Raw genomic sequence first — 22581 nt, 5'->3', positions numbered from 1 at the left:
TAAGAAATGAAAGATTGGTGGAAGAATTCCGTTGTATATCAGATTTATCCAAGAAGCTTTAAGGACTCCAACGGAGACGGCTTCGGCGATCTCAAGGGTATTATTGAAAAGCTCCCCTACCTTCAGAACCTTGGGATCGATGTGATCTGGCTCAGCCCTGTTTTTGACTCCCCACAGGACGACAACGGTTACGATATCAGTGATTACCGGAAGATCTACGCGGGCTTCGGAAGTAACGAGGACATGGATGAGCTGATCGGAAAAGCTCATGAGCATGGTATCAAGATCATTCTGGATCTTGTTGTCAACCATACTTCCGATGAGCATGCATGGTTTGTGGAAAGCCGGAAATCAAAAGACAGCAAATACAGTGATTATTATATCTGGAAGGATCCGAAAGCAGACGGCAGTGAGCCAAACAACTGGGGCTCCAGCTTCTGTGGAAGTGCCTGGGAATATGATGAAGAGCGCGGCCAGTATTACCTTCATTTTTACAGCAGAAAACAGCCGGATCTCAATTGGGAAAATGAAACCGTCCGTAAGGAAATCTATGATCTGATGAAATTCTGGATGGACAAAGGTGCTGACGGATGGCGCATGGATGTGATCGCATCTATCTCCAAGGATCAGTCCTTCCCGGATTACCCGAAAACGGATGGTCGCAAGTATTATACAGGAAAATATCACAGCAACGGACCAAGACTTCATGAGTTTATCCATGAGATGAACCGGGAGGTGCTTTCAAAATATGACTGTATGACGGTAGGTGAGGCGCCGGGCTCCACACCGGAGGTTGCAAGACTGTTTACAGATCCGGAGCGTGAGGAACTGAATATGATCTTCACATTTGAGCATATGAACATCGACCGTATTCCGGGCTCTGTAAACCGAAAGTGGGAATTGAAGCCTTTTGATCTCCGTGATCTGAAACGTGTTATGAGTGAGTGGCAGAACAAGCTTTATAACAAGGGCTGGAATGCTCTGTATTTTGAAAATCATGACCAGCCACGTGTGATCTCCAGATGGGGAAATGACACTACTTACCGCGAGGAATGTGCAAAGGCTTATGCTACCGTTCTCCATGGTATGCAGGGAACTCCTTATGTATATCAGGGAGAGGAGATCGGTATGACAAACGTGCAGTTCCCGCTGGAGGAGTACGAGGATATCGAGGTTCGTAATGCATATCAGGATCTTGTCGTTAAGAACAAAACCATTTCTGAGGATGATTTCCGCAAGGCAGTATGGAACAAGAGTCGTGACAATGCCAGGGTTCCTATGCAGTGGGATGACAGCGAAAATGCAGGATTTACAACCGGTAAGCCATGGTTCCGCCTTTCTGATCGTTACCAGGAGATCAATGTAAAAAAAGCTCTGGAAAAAAATGATTCCGTGTTTTATTATTATAAGGATCTGATCTGTCTTCGTCATGAGGAAGAACTTCTTACAGAAGGTGACTATCAGCTCCTTCTTCCGGAAGACGAGAAGATCTTTGCATATTTAAGAACTTCCGACAAAGAGCAGTGGATCGTGGTGGCAAACCTTTCTGAGGATACGGTAAGTACAGAAGGTCTTGCAAAATATGTGTCCGATAAAGAGGATATTAAGATTGCAAACTATAAGGACAGAACAGGGATCAAAGCGGACTTAAGACCGTACGAGGCGTTTATGATGAGGATCCGGTAATTCCTGAGCTGTTGTATATGTAGTAGTAAAGTGGAAGAAAAGTCTCCGCTTTACAGAGAGCAGGTATGAGTATTTGTGCGTATCTGTACTGCCAAAGGATATCCGGGTGCAGTGCAGATGCGCTTTTTGCCTGTGAGGAGAAGACAAACAGGAGGAATTTATGGAAAAATATATCATTGCAGTGGATATGGACGGAACTCTTCTGAACAGTGAGAATAAGATTTCTGAAAGGAACAGAAATGTTCTGCAGCGTCTGATCGATGACGGACATTATGTGGTGCCTGCAACCGGAAGGACCAGAGAGCTGATCCCCCGGGAGTTTTCTGTGCTCCGGGGTGTGAAATGGGGAATCGTGGAAAACGGCTGTGTTGTCTGGGATTACGATAAAAATGAGATGATCTGGCGAAAAACCATGCCAAAAGGAATGGTAAGTAAAATTCTGAAGGATGTGGAAAACAGCGGCGCAAAAGGCTGGATCGCAGAGGCTTATGCAAACGGAATTGCCTATTCTGATGCGGATGCCAGAGATTATGTGGCATCTGTAGTGGATAAAGATCTGCTGGAAAAAACTTTTGTAGATTATTTTCTCAGCAGACATGTATATGTTAAGGATTTTTATCATCAGAAAGATATTCTGGATCAGGCAGAGAAGATCAATATTTATTTTGATGATATGGAGACCAGCAGGGCACTTCGTGAGAAATGGAAGGATCTGGATGATGTGGCAGTGACTACTTCCATCAGCGGCAATGCGGAGTTTAATGCAGCAGGCGTGGACAAGGGTGTGGGTCTTGCCATGCTTCGCACAAAGCTTGGTATTGACCGGATGCATGTGATCGCTTTCGGAGATAATGAGAATGATCTGGAAATGCTGGAGGGTGCAGGTATCGGTGTTGCTATGGGCAATTCCAAACAGTATGTAAAGGATGCAGCGAATGAGGTGACCGGAGATAACGACCATGATGGTGTGGCGGAATTTCTGGAGAGGTTTTTCGGGCTGTAAGCTGTGGCTGATCGTGATCGTTGATATAAGGGACAGGGAAATGTTTTTTTCTCTGTCTTTTTTTATTTGCATTTTTGGTGATATAAGGTATGATAAACGAAGAGGATACGGGGATTGCTGGTTTTGACTGGTAGTTACCGGTGAAAATTATTTGAGGAGATCAGGAGGATATTTTTTAATGAAAAATCTGATACCAAAGCGTGTGATGGAGTATATCATTATCACATTTGCTGTTGTTCTGATGGATGTGGGGATTTATGTATTTAAGTTTCCGAATAATTTTTCCTTTGGTGGTGTTTCGGGTATGGCGGTTGTGTTTTCGCATTTTATTCCGATGACGTCTGCGCAGATCAACCTGGTGATCAATCTGATTTTGCTGGTGATCGGGTTTATTGTTCTTGGCCGGGATTTTGGAGTGAAGACGGCTTATGTTACGGTTGTTTCTTCTTTGCTTTTGAATGTGTTTGAGAAGATTTTTCCTATGGACAGGGCGCTGACGGGGAATATTATGCTGGAGCTTTGCTTTGCGATCATTTTACCGGCGGTGGCTGCGGCGCTGCTGTTTTTTGAGAATGCTTCGGGTGGTGGCACGGATATTGTGGCGATGATCATTAAGAAGTATTCTACGATGAATATTTCGGGTGCATTGTTTGCGGTGGATTGTGTGATCGTTGTTGTTTCGTTTATGGTGTTTGATCTTACTACGGGGCTTTGTTCTGTACTGGGGCTTATGGCTAAGACGTTGCTGATCGATAAGTCTATTGAGAGGATGAAGCTGAATAAGTATTTTACGATCATTTCCAGTAAGCCGGATGAGATCTGTGAGTTTATTATGAATGGTTTGGAGCGGAGTGCTACGGTTTATCATGGGGAGGGGGTTTATTCGCATAAGGATAAGAAGATTATTCTGACGGTTGTTGATGTTAGGCAGGCGGTGTTGCTGCAGAGGTTTATTGATGAGGTGGATCCGCAGGCGTTTTTGATGGTTACTAAGAGTAGTGAGGTTGTTGGGAAGGGGTTTATGAGTTATATTTGATGCGATCGTATTGGGTTGTATGCTGATCGTAGATGATTGTGTATGATTGTAAGCTGATGGAAATTAGGAGAGCGTTCTTTGCGGGCTGGATGGGCTGCGGGAGCGCTCTTTTTTGTGGTGGATGGTGGATGGCGGATGCCGGACGCCGGGGAGACGGGTGCCGGTTGGCTCCGGGCTTCGTCGGGGGCTGGCTTCTAGGCTGCCGGAATTCTGCTAAAACCGTTTTTAAAAAGTCCGAACTCGCGGCTTGCTGCCGCTCAGACAGCGGACTTTTTAAAAACAACGCAGATTTCCGCCAGCCAAGAATCAGCTCCCCTCCTGCAGAGTCGTAGCAAACCGGCACCCGTCTCTCCGGCTGTTCGGTTCCGGGCGGGAGGTAGTGGTGGGGGTGTGGGGCGACTGGCGGAAGTGGGGATTGATGAGGGCTGGAGGATTGAGTGGATTCCCGGGAGTTGGATGAGCCATCAGCGCTGCGCTGGATGGCTGGGAGGAAAGGCTGAGTTTCCTGTGGAAGCCATCGTCGCTGTGCTGGATGGCTGATTGGTGTGTGAAGGTTTTGTGAAAGGGGTTTGACAGGTGGGGGTTTTTATGGTAGGATACACACTTACGTAACAAATTTAATAAAAATGTAACAAAATGGCGAATGAGGAGCGTGGCGAAGTGGATTGTGAATGTCTGCCTGAATGGGTGGGTGCTGCTGCGTGGTTTTCTGAGAGGAGTTTTATTGTTTATGTTTTATAAGAAATTTGCTGCTGTTGTTCTGAGTGCTGTTCTTGTGGGTGTGGTTCCTTCTGTTGTTTTTGCGGATGTGGATGGTGTCAGTGCTGTGTCTGATGGAGATGTGGAGGAGCTTTCTATTGAGGATGATTTTTCGGATGGTGCGGATTCTATTTCTGCTTTTGCCAGTGCTCTGGCGGATAAGACGGTTTCTGAGGTTCAGGGGTATCAGGAGGCGAAGGCTGAGGCTGAGGTGATCGCACAGGAGAGGCTTGAGGCTGAAGCGGCTGCTGAGGCTGCGCGTAAGGCGGAAGAGGAGCGGAAGGCTGCTGAGGCTGCGCGTCTGGAGATGCGGCAGGGGATTGTGGATTTTGCGCTGCAGTTTGTGGGGAATCCTTATGTTTATGGCGGTACGAGTCTGACTAACGGGGCGGATTGTTCGGGGTTTGTGATGTCTGTGTTTGCGGAATTTGGGTATGAGCTTCCTCGTGTTGCTGCGGCTCAGTGTGCGGCTTCTGAGAAGAAGAGTGTTGCGGATATTGAGGCTGGTGATCTGGTTTTTTATGGTGAGGGTTGTATTGATCATGTGGCTCTTTATATTGGTGATGGCAAGATCGTTCACGCCAGTACAGCGGCTACAGGGATCAAGGTTTCTGACTATGATTACCGGGCTCCGGCTGCGGTTGGTTCGTTTGTGGAGTAGGATAAAGATACGGTTGATTTATAGATGTGAAATATAAACTGTCTGCGGAGATTTTTTGGCCGGGTTGGCTGAAAAATAGCTGCGGGCAGTTTTTTTGAAGAAAAATAGTGTATAATTTAACCGAATCAAGTAAGTCTCCTGCGGGGTTGCGAAAAGCAATAAGCAGTGGGTGGGGACTTAGATAAAATTCAGAAAGGTTGTGGGGTTATGAATACAAAGGAAATCAGTGGTAAGCGGCAGATGGAGTTTCTGGCCGGGTTTGATTTTGTCAGAGAAGCGGGTACTGCGGGGGAAGTGAAGGCGGCGAAGATGATCCGGGATACTTTGGACAGCTTCGGAGTGAAGAATCGGATGGAGGAGTTTGATTTTTGGGATTTTCGGATCAACAGAGCGGTGCTTAAGGTTGTGGAGCCTTATCAGAAGGAGTATGTGGTGACCGGGTATGGAAGATGTGGAAATACTGGGGCAGAAGGTCTGAAAGCGGATTTTTTGTATGTGGAGAATGGGGATGCTGTCAGTCTTTCCCGGGCGAAGGGTAAGATCGTTATGGTGAATGGCCGGGTGAGTGGTGATGTGTATCAGAGACTGGTGAGCGCCGGAGCTGTTGGTTTTATCAGTGTGGAGGGTTCTCCGCTGGATGAAGGAGTGGACAGGGTTCCCTGTCAGCGCAGCCTGCCGATGATCTTTCCGGGGGATGCAGCAGAAGAGACAGAAGGATTGTCGGAGTCTGCAGAGGATATTCACAAGATGCAGGAAAAATATAGTGGCAGGATTCCGGGGGCGAATCTTCATTATAAGGATGCAGTGGAGCTGGTGACGGAGGGTGCGTCTGAGGTGTGCTTGGTTGTGGAACAGGATGTGACGGCGTGCAGATCCCGTAATGTAGTGGCGAGGATCGAAGGTACGGATAAGAAAGATGAGATCTTGACGATTACGGCGCATTATGATTCGGTGCCGGAGGGACCGGGAGCCTATGATAATATGGCTGGGGCAGCGATCATCATGGAGCTTTGCAGATATTTTCAGCAGTATAGACCGCGCAGGACTATGGAATTTGTGTGGTTTGGTGCTGAGGAGAAGGGTTTGCTGGGCAGCCGGGATTATATCAGAGTTCATGAGAGTGAGCTTGGAGCGCATCGTTTTAATATGAATGTAGATCTGGCCGGGCAGCTGATCGGAGGAAATGTTCTGGGAGTGACGGGAGAGGCTTCTGTTTGTGATAAGCTTCTTGAGATCGCTGACGGAACAGGGATCGGAGCGTCTGCGAAGAATCAGATCTGGGGAAGTGATTCCAATTCTTTTGCATGGAAGGGAATTCCGGCCATGACTCTGAACCGGGATGGTTTTGGCATGCATACTCGTTATGATACGATTGATCTGCTGTCTGCCTGGTCGCTGGAGAGAAGTGCGATCCTTCTGGGATGTATTGCAGATGAACTGGGGAATGCGGAGGTTTTCCCGTTTGAGAGAAAGATGCCGGAGAAATTTATCGGAGAGCTGGATGAATATATGTGCAGATAGTAAAAATCTGATTTTATCTGCTCATAACTGGATATTTGTTATGGAACTGTGGGGACTTGTCTGTTTCGGGAAGAGTACAGACAAGTCCTCATAATTTATTCAATATTTTCAATGTTTATTGACCTTTATAATTCCGCAAGGGAACATGTGGCTTTGAGTCAGGGGGATATTTGCAGCTTTGTAAGGGATTCCCGGAACAGGGGGCAAGCGGAGGTTCGCAATTGAACCAGTGGAATTACTTGATTTGATTAAAATACGATAAAACAATAAAAAATAATACAAAATAATTGACAGTAAGATATCGAACTGTTATACTGAAATCACAGGCTTTCCAGGGATCAATGCGCCGGATATTGTTTTGCGGAGTATTGATTTCTGGAACTTTTATCACAGAAAAATCAGGAATGAGGAGATAGGACCATGTTTACAGAAGAACGACAGAATGCAATAGAGAAATGTCTCCGCGAAAAAGGAAAAGTCAGGGTCAAAGAATTAAGCGAGATGTTTCAGGTTACGGAGGACTGTATCCGCAAGGATCTCAAGATCCTTGAAAATGCAGGCAGATTAAAGAGGACTTACGGCGGAGCGATCTTGTCACAGGAGTATCCTCTGGAGAGAAACGTAGTAGACAGGCGTATGTACAATCTTGATAAGAAGAAAGTGATTGCTGCGAAAGCCTTCAAGCTGATCAAAAATAACGAAACGATCTTTCTGGATGTTTCCACTACAAATATAGAGCTGGCAAGGCTTATCGCTTCGTCGGGTATGCATGTTGTGGTTGTCAGCAATATGATCGATATCCTGCAGATCCTTGCTGCGAATCCGTCTATCACGGCCATAGGCACAGGGGGAACTATGTACCGTTCGGTGAATGGATTTATGGGAGCTGCGGCCATTGAGGTGATCAAGCAGTACAGCTTTGACCGGACATTTTTGGGAAGCTGTGGCGTGGATATGACAGATTTTGCAGTTACTACATCCGGAGTGGAGGATGGATTGACCAAGAAGGCGGCAGTGCAGAGCAGCAGACATAAATATGTGGTTATGGAGAGAGAGAAGTTTTATTTTAACGAATCTTATAAATATACACATTTTGATGATATCAGCGGGATCATTACCGATGAATTTCCGGATGATACCATTGTGAACATACTGAGGAATACCGGAGTGAAATTACTCTGAGCAGACAGTAACAAAGGGGGATTTTTACATGAAAGACTATATTCTGGAAACCTGTGTGGATTCTGTGGAATCCGCCATGGCAGCAGCCGAGGGTGGTGCGGACAGATTGGAGCTTTGCAGCAATCTGATCATCGGGGGGACAACTCCCGGCCCATGGCTTTTTGAGGAAATAAGGAAGCGTTCAGATATCCGGATCCATGCGCTGATCCGTCCGCGGTTTGGAGATTTCTGTTATACAGATGCGGAATTTTCTATGATAAGAAATGCCGTAAAGGATTTCCGCAAAATGGGAGCGGAGGGTGTCGTGGTAGGTATCCTGAAACCGGATGGCACCTTGAATATGGAACAGATGAAAGAGCTGATGGATGCGGCGGGAGATATGTCTGTTACGCTGCACAGGGCTTTTGATGTGTGCGCAGATCCGATCGAGGCTATGGAACAGGCAATCTCTCTGGGAATCGATACGATCCTTACCTCCGGACAGAAGAATACCTGCCTTCAGGGTGCGGAGCTTTTGAAGGAACTGGAAACCAGGAGTCAGGGACGTATCACCATCCAGGCGGGGAGTGGCGTCGGTGCGGAAGTGATCCGCCAGCTTTATCCTCTTACCGGGATCAAGGCTTATCATATGAGCGGCAAGGTTGTAACGGACAGTGCGATGCAGTTTCGCAAGGAAGGTGTCAATATGGGACTTCCGACATTCAGTGAATATGAGATATGGCGTACAGATATTGAAAATGTTCGTGCTGCAAAGAAAGTTCTGGAGGAATTATAATGGCTGAGGGGAAGATTTTTCTGAAAGAAAACCGTGATCGGATCGAAAAAAAATATCGGGAGCAGATGATGGGGTTACCGCAGGTTTTTGCGGAGATTGATAAAAAGCTTGCGGAATGCATAGACGAAGTGGCTTTGGCGTGCAAATATTTATATGCGTTCATGCCGTACAGTGATATCGGAAATTACGCGTTTGAAGTATTTCTGGATTATGCGGAGAATGGCGTATATTTATGGAAGGAAAACTCCGGGGTGGCAGAGCTGCCGGAGGAAATCTTTTTGAATTATGTGCTGTTTCATAGAGTAAATGAGGAGGAGATCGCACCCTGCCGTACATTTTTCCGCAGGGAGATCGGAGAGAGAACTGAGGGAATGAGCTTCCGGGAAGCTGCCCTGGAGGTGAACTACTGGTGTGCACAGGAGGCTACCTATCATTGTACAGATGATCGTACCCTGTCTGCACTTGCCGTATACCGCAGAGGAAACGGAAGATGCGGAGAGGAATCTGTATTTACCGTTAATGCACTGAGAAGTGTTGGTGTACCTGCCCGTCAGGTATATGCACCAAAGTGGTCTCATTGTGATGACAATCATGCGTGGGTGGAAATCTGGTGCGATGGAAGCTGGTATTTTCTGGGAGCCTGTGAGCCGGAGGAGATCCTGAATAAGGGATGGTTTACCAACGCTTCCTCAAGGGCCATGATGGTCCATTCAAGAGTTTTTGATACCATGATCCCGGAGGGAGAAGTGATCGGCAAAGATGGTATGGTGACTATGCTCAACGAGCTGAAACGATATGCACTGACAAAAGAGATCACTGTGTCCGTAAAGGATTCACATGGAAAACCGGCAGAAGGTGCAGAAGTTTCTTTTGAGGTGCTGAATTATTCGGAATATGCCCCGATCGCAGAACTGAAAACCGACAGTCTGGGAAAAGTCAGCCTGACAACAGGGCTTGGAAGTATCCATATTTCTGCAAGGATGTATGCAGATGGAGAATGGCTGCATGCAGAAAACAGCATGGATACAAAAACAGAGGATTGTTGTGAGATCTGTCTGATGCCCGTAGGAAAGGAAAAGGGTATTTTTTATGAGGAGTGGACGGAGATCGATATGATCGCACCTCATGATGCACCTGTAAATAAAGATATGCCAACATCGGAGCAGAAGGAAAGAGGCAGCAGACGTCTGGCAGAGGCAAACGCTTACAGGGAACAGAAGGTAAGAAACCTGAGCAATCTGGAGTGTCGGAAATTCCTGGAAAAAGAAACTGGAGATTCTTCAATGAGAAAAAAACTCCTTGAAGTCCTCACAGAGAAAGACAGAACAGACTGTATCAGCCAGGTTCTGGAGGAGCACCTGAAATCTGCATTACCGTATGAAAAAAACATGGATGCAGATATTTTTGTACCATATGTACTGAACCCGAGAGTTGACGATGAAGTTTTGCAGAAATACAGAAAAACGATTCTTGAGCAACTGTCGGAAGAAGAAAAAAATATGCTGCAAAAGGAACCGGCGAAGATCTGGAAGTGGATTGAGGATAAGATCGTTTCCAGTCCGGAGAAAGAACGCAGCAGTGTGATCACCACGCCGTCCGGATGTTTGAAAACGGGAACAGGAAGCATTCTGTCAAAGAAGATCCTTTTTGTGGCAATGGCGAGAACACTGGGGATTCCGGCACGCCTGAACCCTCATGACCGTTCCATGGAGTATATGAAAAACGGAAAATTCATCTCAGTATCTGCGGAAACGGAGAAAAAGGCATCGATCCTTCTGAAGGCAAGTGCGGATACACAGTGGAAATATTTCCAGAACTGGAGCATCGCAAAACTGGAAGCCGGAAAATATATCACACGGAAGCTGGAAGCCGAAAATTTCAGAGATCAGGTGATGAAGCTGCCGCTGGAAGCGGGAAATTACAGGATCCTTACCTCAAACAGATTGCCAAATGGAAATATATTTGCAGCGGAGTATTATTTTGAGGTTCAGATCGGAGAAATGAAGAGGGTGGAGCTGGCATTTCGGAATGCAAACCTGGAAGATATGCTGGAGAATATCTCCATACCGGAATTTACTCTCAGAAAAGAAGATGGAAGCACCGTGAAGGCGTCAGAACTGACGGCAGATGGGAAGCATATCCTGGCGTTTCTGGAAGAGGAGAAAGAACCGACGGAGCATATCTTAAATGAGATGATGGAGCAGGAAGAAGCTTTTTCCCGATATGCGAATAGGATCATTTTTGTAGTAAAAAGCAAAAAAGCGCTGGAGACACCTACCCTTTCAAGAGCACTGGGCAAGCTTGGAGATGTTCAGATCTTATATGATGATTTTTCAGAGATCATCAATACACTGGGAAGAAGAATGTACGTAGATCCGGATAAGCTTCCGCTGATCATTGTGACAAACAAAAGCCTGAATGGGATCTATGCAACCAGCGGATACAATGTGGGAACCGGAGATATGCTGCTGAGACTGCTGTGACAGATATAACGGATATATACAGAAGGAACACAGGCCGTATCATCGACTGTGTCGGTGACGGTCTGTGCCCTTTGTAAAAGCTGTGAAATTATTGCAGTGGTTCAGATGCTCAGAATATGCGGGCAGATCGGAATGAAAATGCCTGTTGTGCTTCCCGAAATTGCCGTAATAAAAGTTGCTTTGCATTACTTAGCATCAGAAAAGAGATCACGCACGGAATCCCGGTAGATACATTCTGGCTTCAGGCGTATCGTCCTTGGAAAATCACTGTAGTCTCCGTTCATTCTGCGAAGCAGCAGATCACAGGCCTGCTCTGCCAGACCGGTCAGCGGCTGACGGACAGCGGTCAGCTGAGGAGAAAGCAGCATGGACAGTTCAAAATCATCAAAGGAGACAACAGACAGGTCTTCCGGGATCCGGATGCCAAGGCTGTAGATCGCTTCATAAATACCGAGGCATAGTGTATAGTTCGCAGAAAATACGGCAGTCGGACGTTCCGGAAGATTCCATAATTTCTGCATTGCCTGATATCCAAAGTCGTTTGTGTAATTTTCAGCGATGATATAATCGGGATTAACCGGAATATCGTAGTCTTCCAGTGCCCGGAGATAGCCTTTTTTTCGTTCACATGCAGTATAGGATGCAGGAGAACCGGTGACAAGGGCGATCTTCTGATGCCCCATTTTTATCAGATGCTCCACGATCTCGTAGGCTCCGGAGGTACAGCTGGTCTGTACACAGTCTGTACGGTGGAAATGGCTGTGTTCTTCCAGCTCCACAACAGGGATTTTGGCGTGTTCCACAGCAGAACAGATGTCCTGGTTCAGACTGAAAGAGGTAATGATAAGGCCGTCGATCCCAGAGCGGAGCATGTGAGGGACGAATTTATTGACATGATCCTTATACTTGTCGCCGCTCATAAATGTGAGAGAATAACCGTGAGCGCGCATGGTGTTTTCTATTTTGCTCAGAAGAAAAGCATTATGCGGAGTATTGGGAGGACCGGATACCAGACCGATACGGTAAGTCTTGGAGGAACGAAGTTCCCGGGCCGTGTTTCGTGGAACGTAATTCAGTTTCCGGATCGCTTCGTCGATCTGCTTTTTGTTTTGCGGCCGTACAGTTCCGCCGTTGATATATTTTGAAATGGTGGCCAATGCCAGACCGGTTTCTCTGGCAATGTCCTTGATGGTTGCACTCATAAATCAATCCTTTCCGGATGCTGTACTGTTGTGTTCGGACAGGTCTTTTACGGAGCGCCGCGGGTGGAATACAACATCCAGCATGTCTATTTTGGGAAAATCCGTATAGTCTCCATGGATCCTTTTTAAAAGTAATTCCACAGCATGTTTCCCCATGCTTGTCAGATCCTGTGAGACGCAGGTCATAGTCGCGCTCATGGTCTTGAAAAGCGGATCATCATCAAAGCACACAAAGGAAATATCCTGAGGAACGGAAATTCGTGCCTGGCTGGCAGCGCTTAAACCGCCCATTGCGGAGAGATAGCAGTCAAAAAAAACAGCAGTAGGGGGATCGGAAGAATCAATAAGCTTCTGGAAATGCAGGTTGCTCTGGGTGATCGTTTCTGCAGTGGAACCAAAAGAAACAGGGGGAAAAGAATCCTGCTGTTTCAGAAGGTCAATGCCATTTTTCTGATATACATCCACAAAGCCCTGGATCCGCTGCTCGATGGTGTAGGAGTCCAGATACTGTTCCATGATCCAGACCTTTGTGTGGCCTTTTTCCAAAAGGTGCTCTGCCAGCAGTGCACCGCCTCTGTAATTATCAGAAATAACACAGTCTACAGGAAAATGTCTCATGGAAGCAGGAATCTGATCGAGCATTACAACCGGTATGCCGGCATTCTGTAAGAGCTGGTACAGGTCATCATGCCAGCAGGATGGGAGCATGATGACTCCGTCAAAGTGCTGGGAGATAATATCCTGTATCGTATCGATCTCCTTCTGATGTTCAAAAAAGAAAGAACAGACAATAACTGTATAGCCATGATCCGTGAAATGCTTGATAATGGAGTTGACAAGCTCGCCCCAGAAATAATTACCAAGATCTGAGATCAGGATACCGATGGTATGTGTGTTTTTGGCACGGAGAAGCTGGGCATTCCGGTTTGGGGTATATCCAAGCTCCTGAATTGCCTTTTCTATAAGGATACGATTTTCTTCCCGTATTTTTTTGTGGTTTATATATTTGGAGATCGTTGCGGTGGACAGGCCTGTCGCACGGGCGATATCATTGATCGTAACGTTCATGTAAAACCTCCGGTTCTGATACATTTACAGATAATAGAGTATTTTCATATTATATCATGAAAAAGAAAATGCCTCAATACACATGGCATTTTTTACACATAAAGTATCAGAAAAAACGAGCGTATTGTACAGAAAATTGATAAAAATGAAACGTTTAACAAAACCTGATACGAAAAAGCACACAAAAACAAGACGAAATAATTGTAAAAAATAGGAAAAATGATTTTTGCCCTATGATTTTACTTGAAAAGCTGCTTCGGATGCGGTAAGATAGTCTTAACAAAAAACGAAACGTTTTATGCAACAAGAAAATCAGCTATACGAAACAAGGAGAAGGTTATGGCAGACACAAAGCAGCAGTGGTATAAAGATGCCAAATACGGATTATTCATCCATTGGGGACTTTATTCCATCCTTGCAGGAGAATGGAAAGATCCGAAGACCGGCGAGGTCACCAAGACAGACCGTATCGCAGAGTGGATCGAGAACAATCTCAACATTGACAAGGAAGATTACAGAAAGCTGAAAGATGAGTTCCATCCGGACAAATTTGACGCGGACATGTTTGTGAAAAGAGCGAAAGAGCAGTGGGGTGTTAAATATATCGTTCTTACTTCCAAGCATCACGAGGGATTCGCAATGTACGATTCCAAGGTCAGTGATTTTAATGTAGTGAAGGCTGCAGGAAGAGATATCTTAAGAGAGCTTTCCGATGCTTGTAAGAAATATGACATGACAATGGGTATCTATTATTCACAGGCTCAGGACTGGGATGATGACAATGCCTATAAGAAGGATTACGAAGACAAGAACGAATGGAAGCCGGAATTCCGTATATACTTCGATGAGAAATGCAAACCGCAGTTAAAAGAGCTTCTTGAGAATTACGATAATATTTCCCTGATCTGGTTTGATACTCCGATGGGAATGACCGCAGACGAAGCTCAGGAATTAAGAGACTGGGTTAAGGGTATTAAGCCTGACTGCATCATCAGCGGACGTATCGGACACCAGAAGGGCGATTACATGACCACCGGTGATAACTTTATTCCACGTCTTCCATACGACGGTGACTGGGAAGTACCGGCAACTGTAAATGATACATGGGGTTATAATAAATACGATACAAACTGGAAGAATCCGGATGATATCCTGAACCTTCTTCTCAAGATCGTCGGCAGAGGCGGAAATTACCTGCTGAACGTAGGACCAATGGCAGACGGAACTGTTCCGGAAGCTTGTGTCGAGGTTATGAATGAGGTTGGTAAATACGTGACTGAGAATGCGGAAGCAATTTACGGAACCAAGAATGTTGGTATCTATCCGTATGAGATCCCGAGCATTGAATTTACAAAGAGACCACATAAGCTTTACGTACACGTCCTTGCACCGAGATATCGAGTTGAACTGCTGAACATCGGTAATCAGTTAAAGGGTGCATATGTGGTAAGCACAGGAGAAAAGCTTCCGTGCCGCGCATTAAAGTGCTGCGAAGGAAACTCGATGATAGAGGTAGAGCTTCCGGAGAAGCTTCAGGGGGCAAAGAACTACTGTGTATGCCTGGAGCTTGAGGAAGAAGAGCCGATCTTTGAGGCGATCATCGATTGATCAATTTATGAACATCAAGGGGAAAACTATATAATAAAAAATCATATTAAGGGAGGATTTATTCATGAAGAAACGAATGAAAAAAGTTGCAACACTGTGTCTCGCCGGTGTAACAGCAATGTCAACAGTAGGCGTAACAGGAAGCGCCGTATTTGCAAAGGGTGACACAAACTACGATGTAGACAATATGGATTTTGAAAACGTTGAGCTTCGTGTAGCATTCAGATTTAACAACGGATCTGATACAGACGGACAGGCTAAATGGTATTACAAAGCACTTGAAGAGTTCAATAAAGAGAACGAAGGAAAGATCCATGTAACAGATGAGAGTATTTCTACAGAGTCTGATTACGAAGAGAAGCTTACAACAGATTTCGCTTCCGGTAATGTACCGAACGCATTCCTTCAGTATGGCGGAAGCCGTACAAGAGAGTATGTAGATGCAGGATATATACTGGATCTGACACCATACTTTGAACAGTATCCGGAATGGAAAGAGGGAGTTCAGGATTTTGCATGGGAGACAACACAGTTTGACGGCATTGAAGGAACCTATGGTATTCCGTGGTCCGCTTATCAGCTCTGTCTCTACTACAACAAAGATTACCTTGATCAGGTTGGCGTAGATGTTCCGGAGTCCTGGGATGATCTTGTTGATGCCTGCGCAAAATTAAAAGATGCAGGAATCCAGCCATTCAACTACTCTGACAAAGATAACTATCACTTCGAGCATCTGATGAGTGCTCTTGCTCTGAAAGCTTACGGAACAAGCATCGCAGATGATCTTGCAAGCGACAAAGAGGCTTACAACGGCGAGAAGATGGTTGCAATCTATCAGAAGATGAAAGATATGATTGATGCAGGATACTGGGGAGACGGAATCCTCAGCACAGACTTCAACACAGAGAGAAATATGTTCGAGGCAGGAAAAGCTGCATTCACAGTTGACGGAACATGGAACTGCGGTAACTTCCAGAATGACTCCGATACAACTCTCTTCGATGCTCAGAAGATCGGTGTTACAAGAATTCCTTATATCGACAAGCAAAACAAGACTGTAGAGATGGGCGGCGGTTCTGATACATACTACATCACTACATTAAACAAGAGCGATGAGGAAATCGCAGCAACTGTTAAATTCATCAAATACCTTACAAGTGTAGATTCCATCAACGAAATGTGCAAATCCAGCCCGACAACATATGCTGAGAAGGTTACGATTGATACAGGTAACTATCTGCTTGACGATGTAAATGCGATCATGGCTGAGAATACAGAGTCTAAACTTGAGATTCCTACATATGACAGCAACACAGCAGCTATGGATACAATCCGTAATTCTCTTCAGGCATTAGCGACAGGCGCAAGTGCACAGGAAGTTGGAGACGATATCGTTGACAAAATGTCTGCTTACGAATAAAGAGAATTTTGACTGAACGCATGATGTGTGGATAAGAGAAACAGGGGGAAGCATCATCTGCTTCCCCTTGTTTATTACGGAGGTATACATATGGCAGGTAAATCTGTACCAAAGGTAAAACAGAAGCTGGATAAAAAAGATCTTACGCTTTCTTTAGCGTTCCTTCTTCCGGCAATTTTAATAACTGTTATTTTTGTCATCTACCCTGTTTTTGATACCGTAGGCTTATCATTCCGTAAATGGAACGGTATGTTTGGTGCGGCAAAGCAATGGGTAGGACTTGAGAACTATCAGAAGATTTTTTCAGATAAGCTGTTCTGGAATGCAATGCTCAACAGTGTGTACTTTATGATCGGTGGTTTCGTTATCCTGATGCCGCTTTCATTTGGTCTCGCAATGCTGGTAACTGCAAAGATCAAGGGAACCGGATTCTTCAGAACCTGCTACTTCCTTCCGAATATGTTAGGAACAACAGCAGTAGCCCTGATGTGGACATTTATGTTAAATCCGAACTTTGGTATCTTTAATACCATTGAAAATATTTTCGGCCTTCATGGTACGATCCCTGATGTGCTGACGATAAAGACTGTAAACGTCTGGATCGTTGTTCTGGTAAACGAATGGATGTATGCCGGATATAACATGCTGATCTTTGCAGCTGGTCTGGTGGCGATCCCTGATGAGTTAAATGAGGCTGCAGCGCTGGATGGTGCTACAGGATGGCAGAGGATCCGCTATATCATCCTTCCTCTGATGAAAAACTCCTTCAAGGTATTCTCTATTTTGTGTATTACAGGATGTCTGAAAGTATTCGATATCATCTGGGCAATGACAAGAGGAGGCCCGAACGATATCAGCTCCACACCTTCAATCATGCTTTATACACAGGGATTCTCCTATAAGCTGTTCGGACGAAGCAGTGCATACGGCGTTATTCTGTTAGTGCTGGGTGTTGTGCTGAGTCTTGTGACCAATCATTTGTTCCGTGAAGATAAAGATCTTGCAATGTAGGCGGAAGGAGAAGAGACGATATGGAAAAAACAGCTAATAAACAGAAAATGCATGGAGGAAAGATAGCGCTGTACATTATCGCGATCCTGTGGACAGTTGTTACACTGTTTCCGGTAGTAGTGACCGTAATGGCTTCCTTCAAAACAAACTCAGAGATTTACCTGAACCTGTTAAGCTTCCCTAAGAAGATTATGTTCCAGAACTATATCAGCGCAAACAAAACAGCGGATGCATTGAATACCATCAAGAACTCCCTGGTTGTAGCGACTCTGACAACTGTATTTAATACTGTAGTCGGAATGATGGCAGCATACATCTTATCAAGAAAAGATTACAAATTCCTGAAATGGGTATATGTATTCTTCATGATCGGAGTAATGGTTCCGGTTCACTGTACACTGATCCCGATCAACAACATTGCAACAGCATTAAATGCAAAGAACAACCTGTTCTTCCTGATCCTGATCTATGTTGCGTTTGGTATGTCCCAGGCGATATTCCTTTATACAGGATTCATGGATGGAATCTCCAGGAACCTGGATGAGGCGGCGATCATTGATGGATGTAACAACTGGCAGCTGCTGTGGAAGATCCTTTTCCCTGTTTGCAAGCCGATCATCGCAACAGAGGCGATCTTCGTATTCATCTATGGATACAGTGAACTTGTATTCTCCATGATCCTGATGACAGATACCAAATATTTCACAGTTTCACGTGCGATGCTGAACTTCTCTTCTGCACATACACAGGAGATCGGAAGTCAGTTTGCATATGTAGTAATGTCCGTAATTCCGATGCTTATCATTTACATCGTGTTCCATAAACAGATTGAAAAAGGTATGCTTTCCGGAGCTATCAAAGGCTGATGCTTTTAATCTAAACAGGAGGAAAAAATCATGTATCAGTTTGACAGAAAAGAATATGAAAAACGTATGGAGTGGTACCAGGATGCCCGTTTTGGAATGTTTATCCACTGGGGATTATATTCTATCCCTGCAAGAGGCGAGTGGGTACGAAGCGTAGAGGAAATACCTGAGGAAGAATATCTTCCGTTTATGAAAGAATTTGATGCAAGAGACTACAACCCGAAGCAGTGGGCAAAAGAGGCCAAGGCTGCAGGTATGAAATATGTAGTCCTGACAGCAAAACATCACGACGGCTTCTGCTTATTTGACAGTAAATACACAGATTACAAGGTAACAAACACACCGGCAGGAAGAGACCTGATCAAGGAGTATGTAGAGGCACTTCGTGAGGAAGGCCTTAAGGTTGGAATCTATTTCACACTGCTTGACTGGCATCATCCGGATTATCCGCATTACGGAGATCGTATCCATCCGATGAGAAACCACAAAGAGTGCGGAAATGAGAACCGTGATTTCTCACGTTATACAGAATATCTGTATAATCAGGTAGAAGAGATCTGTACAAACTACGGACAGATCGATATCATCTGGTTTGATTTCTCCTACGACGATATGAGAGGGGAAAAATGGGGCGCAACCAAGCTGATCAACATGGTGCGCAGCTTACAGCCGCAGGTTATCATCGATAACCGTCTGGAAGCCAGCGGAGAGGGAAGAGGATCCCTGTATGAGTGTGATCCGACACCGTACCATGGCGATTTCGTAAGCCCTGAGCAGATTATCCCGCCGGAAGGAATCTGCGATAAGGAAGGCAACCCGATGGTCTGGGAAGCATGCTTCACCATGAACAACAACTGGGGATACTGTGCAAACGACCATTATTACAAACCGGCTTCCATGCTGATCAAGAAGCTGGTAGAGTGCGTTTCCAAGGGTGGAAATATGATCCTGAACGTAGGACCGGATGCCAAAGGTAAATTCCCGAAGGAATCTTCTGCGATCCTAGCTGAGATCGGTCGCTGGATGGATAAGAATCATGACAGTATCTACGGCTGTGTACCGGCTGAAAACATTCCGAAGCCGGATTACGGACGTATCACCAGAAACGGAAACAAATACTATGTGCATATTTATGAGAATACACTGGGACCACTTCCGCTTCTGGGATTTGATAAGGATAAGATCGTGAAGGTGCGTGCGCTGGATGACGGACATGAGGTGCCGATCTCCAATGCATGGATGCACAGCGATTACCCGGATATCGCATTCGTTGATCTGGGACCTGACCCGGTACTTCCTGACCCGGTAGACTATGTTCTCGAAGTAGAGATGGCTGAGTAAAAAAACGAATCAATAATAAAAAAGAACAACAGGAAAAGCAGGAGATATGTGAATCTTAGTTATCCGGTTGTTCTTTTTTACCATAAGGAGAAGGGAAAAGATTATGATCATTTATACAGGAAAAGATTACTATGACGTAAGCAGAAAAGCAGCAAACATCATGTCTGCACAGATCATCATGAAGCCAAATGCTGTTCTTGGACTTGCTACAGGCTCCACACCGGTGGGAATGTACAAGCAGCTGATCGAGTGGTACAAAAAAGGAGATCTGGACTTTTCGCAGATCACATCCGTAAATCTTGATGAATACAAAGGACTTTCCGGAGATAACGATCAGAGCTATCGTTATTTTATGAACACAAATCTGTTTGACCATGTAAATATCGATAAGGCAAGAACCTATGTGCCAAACGGACTGGAAGAGGACAGTGAGAAAGCCTGCGCGGATTACAATGAGATCATCCGCAGCGTGGGTGGTATCGATATGCAGCTGCTTGGAATCGGCGGAAACGGTCACATCGGCTTCAACGAGCCGGGTGCAGCATTTGAGAAGGAGACTCACTGCGTAGACCTTACGGAGAGCACCATCAAGGCAAATGCAAGATTCTTTGAGACTATGGATGATGTGCCGAAGCAGGCATATACCATGGGTATCAAAAACATCATGACTGCAAAGAAAATCCTTCTGGTCGCTACCGGAGAGGCAAAGGCAGATGCCCTTTACAAATCTCTCTACGGACCGATCACGCCCAACGTGCCGGCATCTATCCTGCAGCTTCACCCGGATGTGACGGTAGTGGCCGATGAAGGCGCTTTAAAGCTGATCCGTGAGAAAGGACTGCTGTAAGAGATACAGAGGAAATTTCCGCGAATTAAATGAACGCAGATCACGGATATCCGTTTGAGTCAAGAGGATATCAGGGATCACTCATGGGATTTTCCTGATTTGGTTAATAAAGAAAGCTTCGATCTAACTCTCATCGATGAGCGATGTGCTCAGAGAGTGGATCGAAGCTTTTTGTGCTTTCGGGACGTAAACCTGCAGGTGGCTGCAAACAGGCCGGTGGGCCGGACATTTGCATTCTCAGGCTTTTTTCAACGTTTTGTGATAAATCATGACAGAAACGATGGCTGTAAACACCTCTGTGATCCAGAATGCGTTCCATACGCCATCAGGACCCATAAAATGGGACAGAAGATATGCGGTGGGCATGATAACGACCACATAGCGGAAAAGGGAAATTACAAGGGACTGCGTGCCTTTTCCAAGGCCTTCCATGGCACCGGAAGTGGTAACGGATACAGCAGAAACAAGAAAGCCGGCGCTGATGATCTTCAGTGCTCTGGAGCCAGCGACAATGGTTTCCGGGGTAGTTGTGAAAAGTCCCATAAGCTGTCCGGATGCCAGGAGGCAGATAACGGTTCCAAAGAGCATGATCACACAGCTGGATTCCAGGGTGAGCCGGAAGATTTTTTTCACACGCTTCATCTCGCGGGCACCGAAGTTATAACCGATCAGCGGGCGCATTCCCTGGATGATTCCGTTGGCCGGGAGATACAGGAAGGTCTGCAGTTTGTAATAAATGCCAAGGATTACCACATAGCTGTCCGAGTAAGCGGCCAGCACGGAGTTCAGAAAAGAGATCAGAAACGATGGCAGTGCCAGGTTCAGGATCGCGGGAACACCGATGGCATACAGGCTCAGATCCGTTTCTTTGCTTGTTTTCAGGGCTTTGGGCGTTACACGTACAGGAATAGGCTTCAGGATATAAAAGACCATATAGACCGCAATGGTGAGCACCTGGCCGATGCCAGTAGCCAGAGCTGCGCCCCGGATACCCAGCTTCGGGAAAAAGCCGATTCCCCAGATCAGGAACGGGTCCAGGATGATGTTGCTGATACATCCCACAAGCAGGGCGAGCATGGATACTTTCATCCGTCCTACAGCCTGGAAAAGTTTTTCGAAGAAAAGGCTGATGGCAATTACTGTGGAAAACAGGAAAACGATGGTAGAATACTCCAGCCCCATCCGGATCACGGTTTCATCCTGGGTGTACATCTGAAGGAATACGGGCATAACAGCGATGCTGATCACGGTCATCAGGATCCCGTGGATCACAGACAGAAAAAATCCGTGGGTTGCGGCAGTGTCTGCCATTTTTTTGTCGCCTGCGCCAAGGTGATAGGAAACTCTGGCGTTGATTCCGATTCCGAAGCCAATGGCAACGGCGTTGATCATGTTCTGGACCGGATAGACAAGGGACAGGGCGGTCATGGCCTGCTCGCTGATCTGTGCCACGAAGAAGCTGTCCACAATGTTGTATAGTGAGTTTACAAGCATGGAAAAGACCATAGGCAGCGCCATGGATGCCAGCAGCGGGCCGACAGGCTTTTCCTTCATAAATGTGCTGTTCATGAAAAATCCCCCTTTATATCAGAATCGTAAGAATATCAGGTGCGGAAAACAGAGCGTGTTTTTTGTGCATAATAAAAGCCACACAATCTGTCTTCTCGAATCGGACAGATTGTGTGGCGAAAAAAGTTCAAAACTGAAAAATCCACACGTTGTTTTAGTGTTTTCACATTAACAAAAAACAGTGCTGATGTCAAGACCGCACGCAGGAGAAACACCATAAAAAGCTGCAAAAAGAAAGGCTTGATATAAAATCGGAGAGGATTGGCAACATTAGACAGGTGCGTGCGGATACGGGCAATATCAGCCCTGAAAAGGTCGTTCTGGCAATATGCACAAAACTTGTCGAACCATGGTGGATAAGTGAAAAACTTTCCAAAAAGTTTTCCACATGACAAAAATCCGCAAATCCGCCAATAATCAAGTTATGCACAAATTTATCCACATTATCCACAAGGATAACCATGTGGATGACCTGATTTACATAAATAAATTTAAACATATGTTTTGTGTAAAATGATAAAATTGTAAAAAATGGGAAAAAAG

18 protein-coding genes are annotated in these 22581 nt (G+C 45.6%); 14 read left to right on the top strand and 4 right to left on the bottom strand.

Features of this window, described 5'->3' with window-relative positions:
* Positions 1-6: 6 nt before the first annotated feature.
* From NCY57_RS10805 to NCY57_RS10770, 8 genes are all read left to right on the top strand, one after another.
* On the top strand, positions 7-1686 hold the full coding sequence (locus NCY57_RS10805; protein ID WP_059086276.1) for a glycoside hydrolase family 13 protein: 1680 nt from the start codon (positions 7-9) through the stop codon (positions 1684-1686).
* Positions 1687-1846: 160 nt separating this feature from the next.
* Positions 1847-2689, top strand: coding sequence for a Cof-type HAD-IIB family hydrolase (locus NCY57_RS10800; protein ID WP_021651179.1), 843 nt, complete (start codon positions 1847-1849; stop codon positions 2687-2689).
* Between the two features lie 178 nt (positions 2690-2867).
* A complete protein-coding gene (locus NCY57_RS10795) occupies positions 2868-3725 on the top strand; it encodes a YitT family protein (protein WP_129974698.1) in 858 nt (285 codons plus the stop codon).
* A 730-nt stretch (positions 3726-4455) separates the two neighbouring features.
* Positions 4456-5145, top strand: a complete 690-nt coding sequence (locus tag NCY57_RS10790; RefSeq protein ID WP_173758288.1) for a C40 family peptidase — start codon at positions 4456-4458, stop codon at positions 5143-5145.
* A 207-nt stretch (positions 5146-5352) separates the two neighbouring features.
* Positions 5353-6666, top strand: coding sequence for a M28 family metallopeptidase (locus NCY57_RS10785; protein ID WP_250789658.1), 1314 nt, complete (start codon positions 5353-5355; stop codon positions 6664-6666).
* Between the two features lie 420 nt (positions 6667-7086).
* Positions 7087-7848: a DeoR/GlpR family DNA-binding transcription regulator gene (locus tag NCY57_RS10780; protein ID WP_129974701.1), complete on the top strand. Its 762-nt coding sequence runs from the start codon at positions 7087-7089 to the stop codon at positions 7846-7848.
* A 28-nt stretch (positions 7849-7876) separates the two neighbouring features.
* Complete coding sequence (locus NCY57_RS10775) at positions 7877-8623, top strand: copper homeostasis protein CutC (RefSeq protein WP_015525380.1); 747 nt, start codon at positions 7877-7879, stop codon at positions 8621-8623.
* Positions 8623-11106, top strand: coding sequence for a transglutaminase domain-containing protein (locus NCY57_RS10770; protein WP_173740341.1), 2484 nt, complete (start codon positions 8623-8625; stop codon positions 11104-11106). The genes NCY57_RS10775 and NCY57_RS10770 overlap by 1 nt, the downstream gene beginning before the upstream one ends.
* Before the next feature lie 185 nt (positions 11107-11291).
* Here the strand turns inward: NCY57_RS10770 and NCY57_RS10765 are convergent, their stop codons facing one another.
* Together NCY57_RS10765 and NCY57_RS10760 are read right to left on the bottom strand one after the other, a co-directional pair.
* Complete coding sequence (locus tag NCY57_RS10765) at positions 11292-12308, bottom strand: LacI family DNA-binding transcriptional regulator (RefSeq protein ID WP_250789657.1); 1017 nt, start codon at positions 12306-12308, stop codon at positions 11292-11294.
* 3 nt (positions 12309-12311) lie between these two features.
* A complete protein-coding gene (locus NCY57_RS10760) occupies positions 12312-13376 on the bottom strand; it encodes a LacI family DNA-binding transcriptional regulator (protein ID WP_021977201.1) in 1065 nt (354 codons plus the stop codon).
* 243 nt (positions 13377-13619) lie between these two features.
* On the opposite strand from NCY57_RS10760, the gene NCY57_RS10755 reads away from it, so the two are divergent.
* The 6 genes from NCY57_RS10755 (at position 13620) to nagB (ending at position 20469) form a co-directional block, all read left to right on the top strand.
* Positions 13620-14984 carry an alpha-L-fucosidase gene (locus NCY57_RS10755; RefSeq protein WP_268872678.1) on the top strand — a complete coding sequence of 455 codons (1365 nt, stop codon included), beginning with the start codon at positions 13620-13622 and terminating at the stop codon, positions 14982-14984.
* A 64-nt stretch (positions 14985-15048) separates the two neighbouring features.
* Entirely contained in the window at positions 15049-16404 is a 1356-nt protein-coding gene (locus tag NCY57_RS10750) for an ABC transporter substrate-binding protein (protein WP_250789656.1), read from the top strand.
* Positions 16405-16494: 90 nt separating this feature from the next.
* Entirely contained in the window at positions 16495-17415 is a 921-nt protein-coding gene (locus NCY57_RS10745; protein ID WP_044962507.1) for a carbohydrate ABC transporter permease, read from the top strand.
* A gap of 20 nt (positions 17416-17435) precedes the next feature.
* On the top strand, positions 17436-18281 hold the full coding sequence (locus NCY57_RS10740; RefSeq protein WP_021653145.1) for a carbohydrate ABC transporter permease: 846 nt from the start codon (positions 17436-17438) through the stop codon (positions 18279-18281).
* A gap of 30 nt (positions 18282-18311) precedes the next feature.
* On the top strand, positions 18312-19622 hold the full coding sequence (locus NCY57_RS10735; protein WP_021653144.1) for an alpha-L-fucosidase: 1311 nt from the start codon (positions 18312-18314) through the stop codon (positions 19620-19622).
* Positions 19623-19725: 103 nt separating this feature from the next.
* Positions 19726-20469 carry a glucosamine-6-phosphate deaminase gene (gene nagB, locus NCY57_RS10730; protein WP_015525385.1) on the top strand — a complete coding sequence of 248 codons (744 nt, stop codon included), beginning with the start codon at positions 19726-19728 and terminating at the stop codon, positions 20467-20469.
* A 237-nt stretch (positions 20470-20706) separates the two neighbouring features.
* On the opposite strand, the gene NCY57_RS10725 is transcribed toward nagB, so the two are convergent.
* Both NCY57_RS10725 and NCY57_RS10720 read right to left on the bottom strand, forming a co-directional pair.
* The gene (locus NCY57_RS10725) at positions 20707-22038 is read right to left on the bottom strand and encodes an MATE family efflux transporter (RefSeq protein ID WP_022426304.1); all 1332 of its coding nucleotides are present in this window, start codon (positions 22036-22038) and stop codon (positions 20707-20709) included.
* A gap of 190 nt (positions 22039-22228) precedes the next feature.
* Positions 22229-22581 (bottom strand): hypothetical protein (locus NCY57_RS10720; RefSeq protein ID WP_250789655.1); only part of this gene is annotated, 353 nt, incomplete at its 5' end.

Origin of the sequence: Blautia sp. MB18-30, from assembly GCF_023669475.1 — a bacterium.
In the GTDB taxonomy this organism is placed as follows: Bacteria; Bacillota; Clostridia; order Lachnospirales; family Lachnospiraceae; genus Blautia_A; species Blautia_A fusiformis.
Note: the sequence above shows the minus strand (reverse complement) of the source record. Positions and strands in the feature narration are given on the sequence as shown.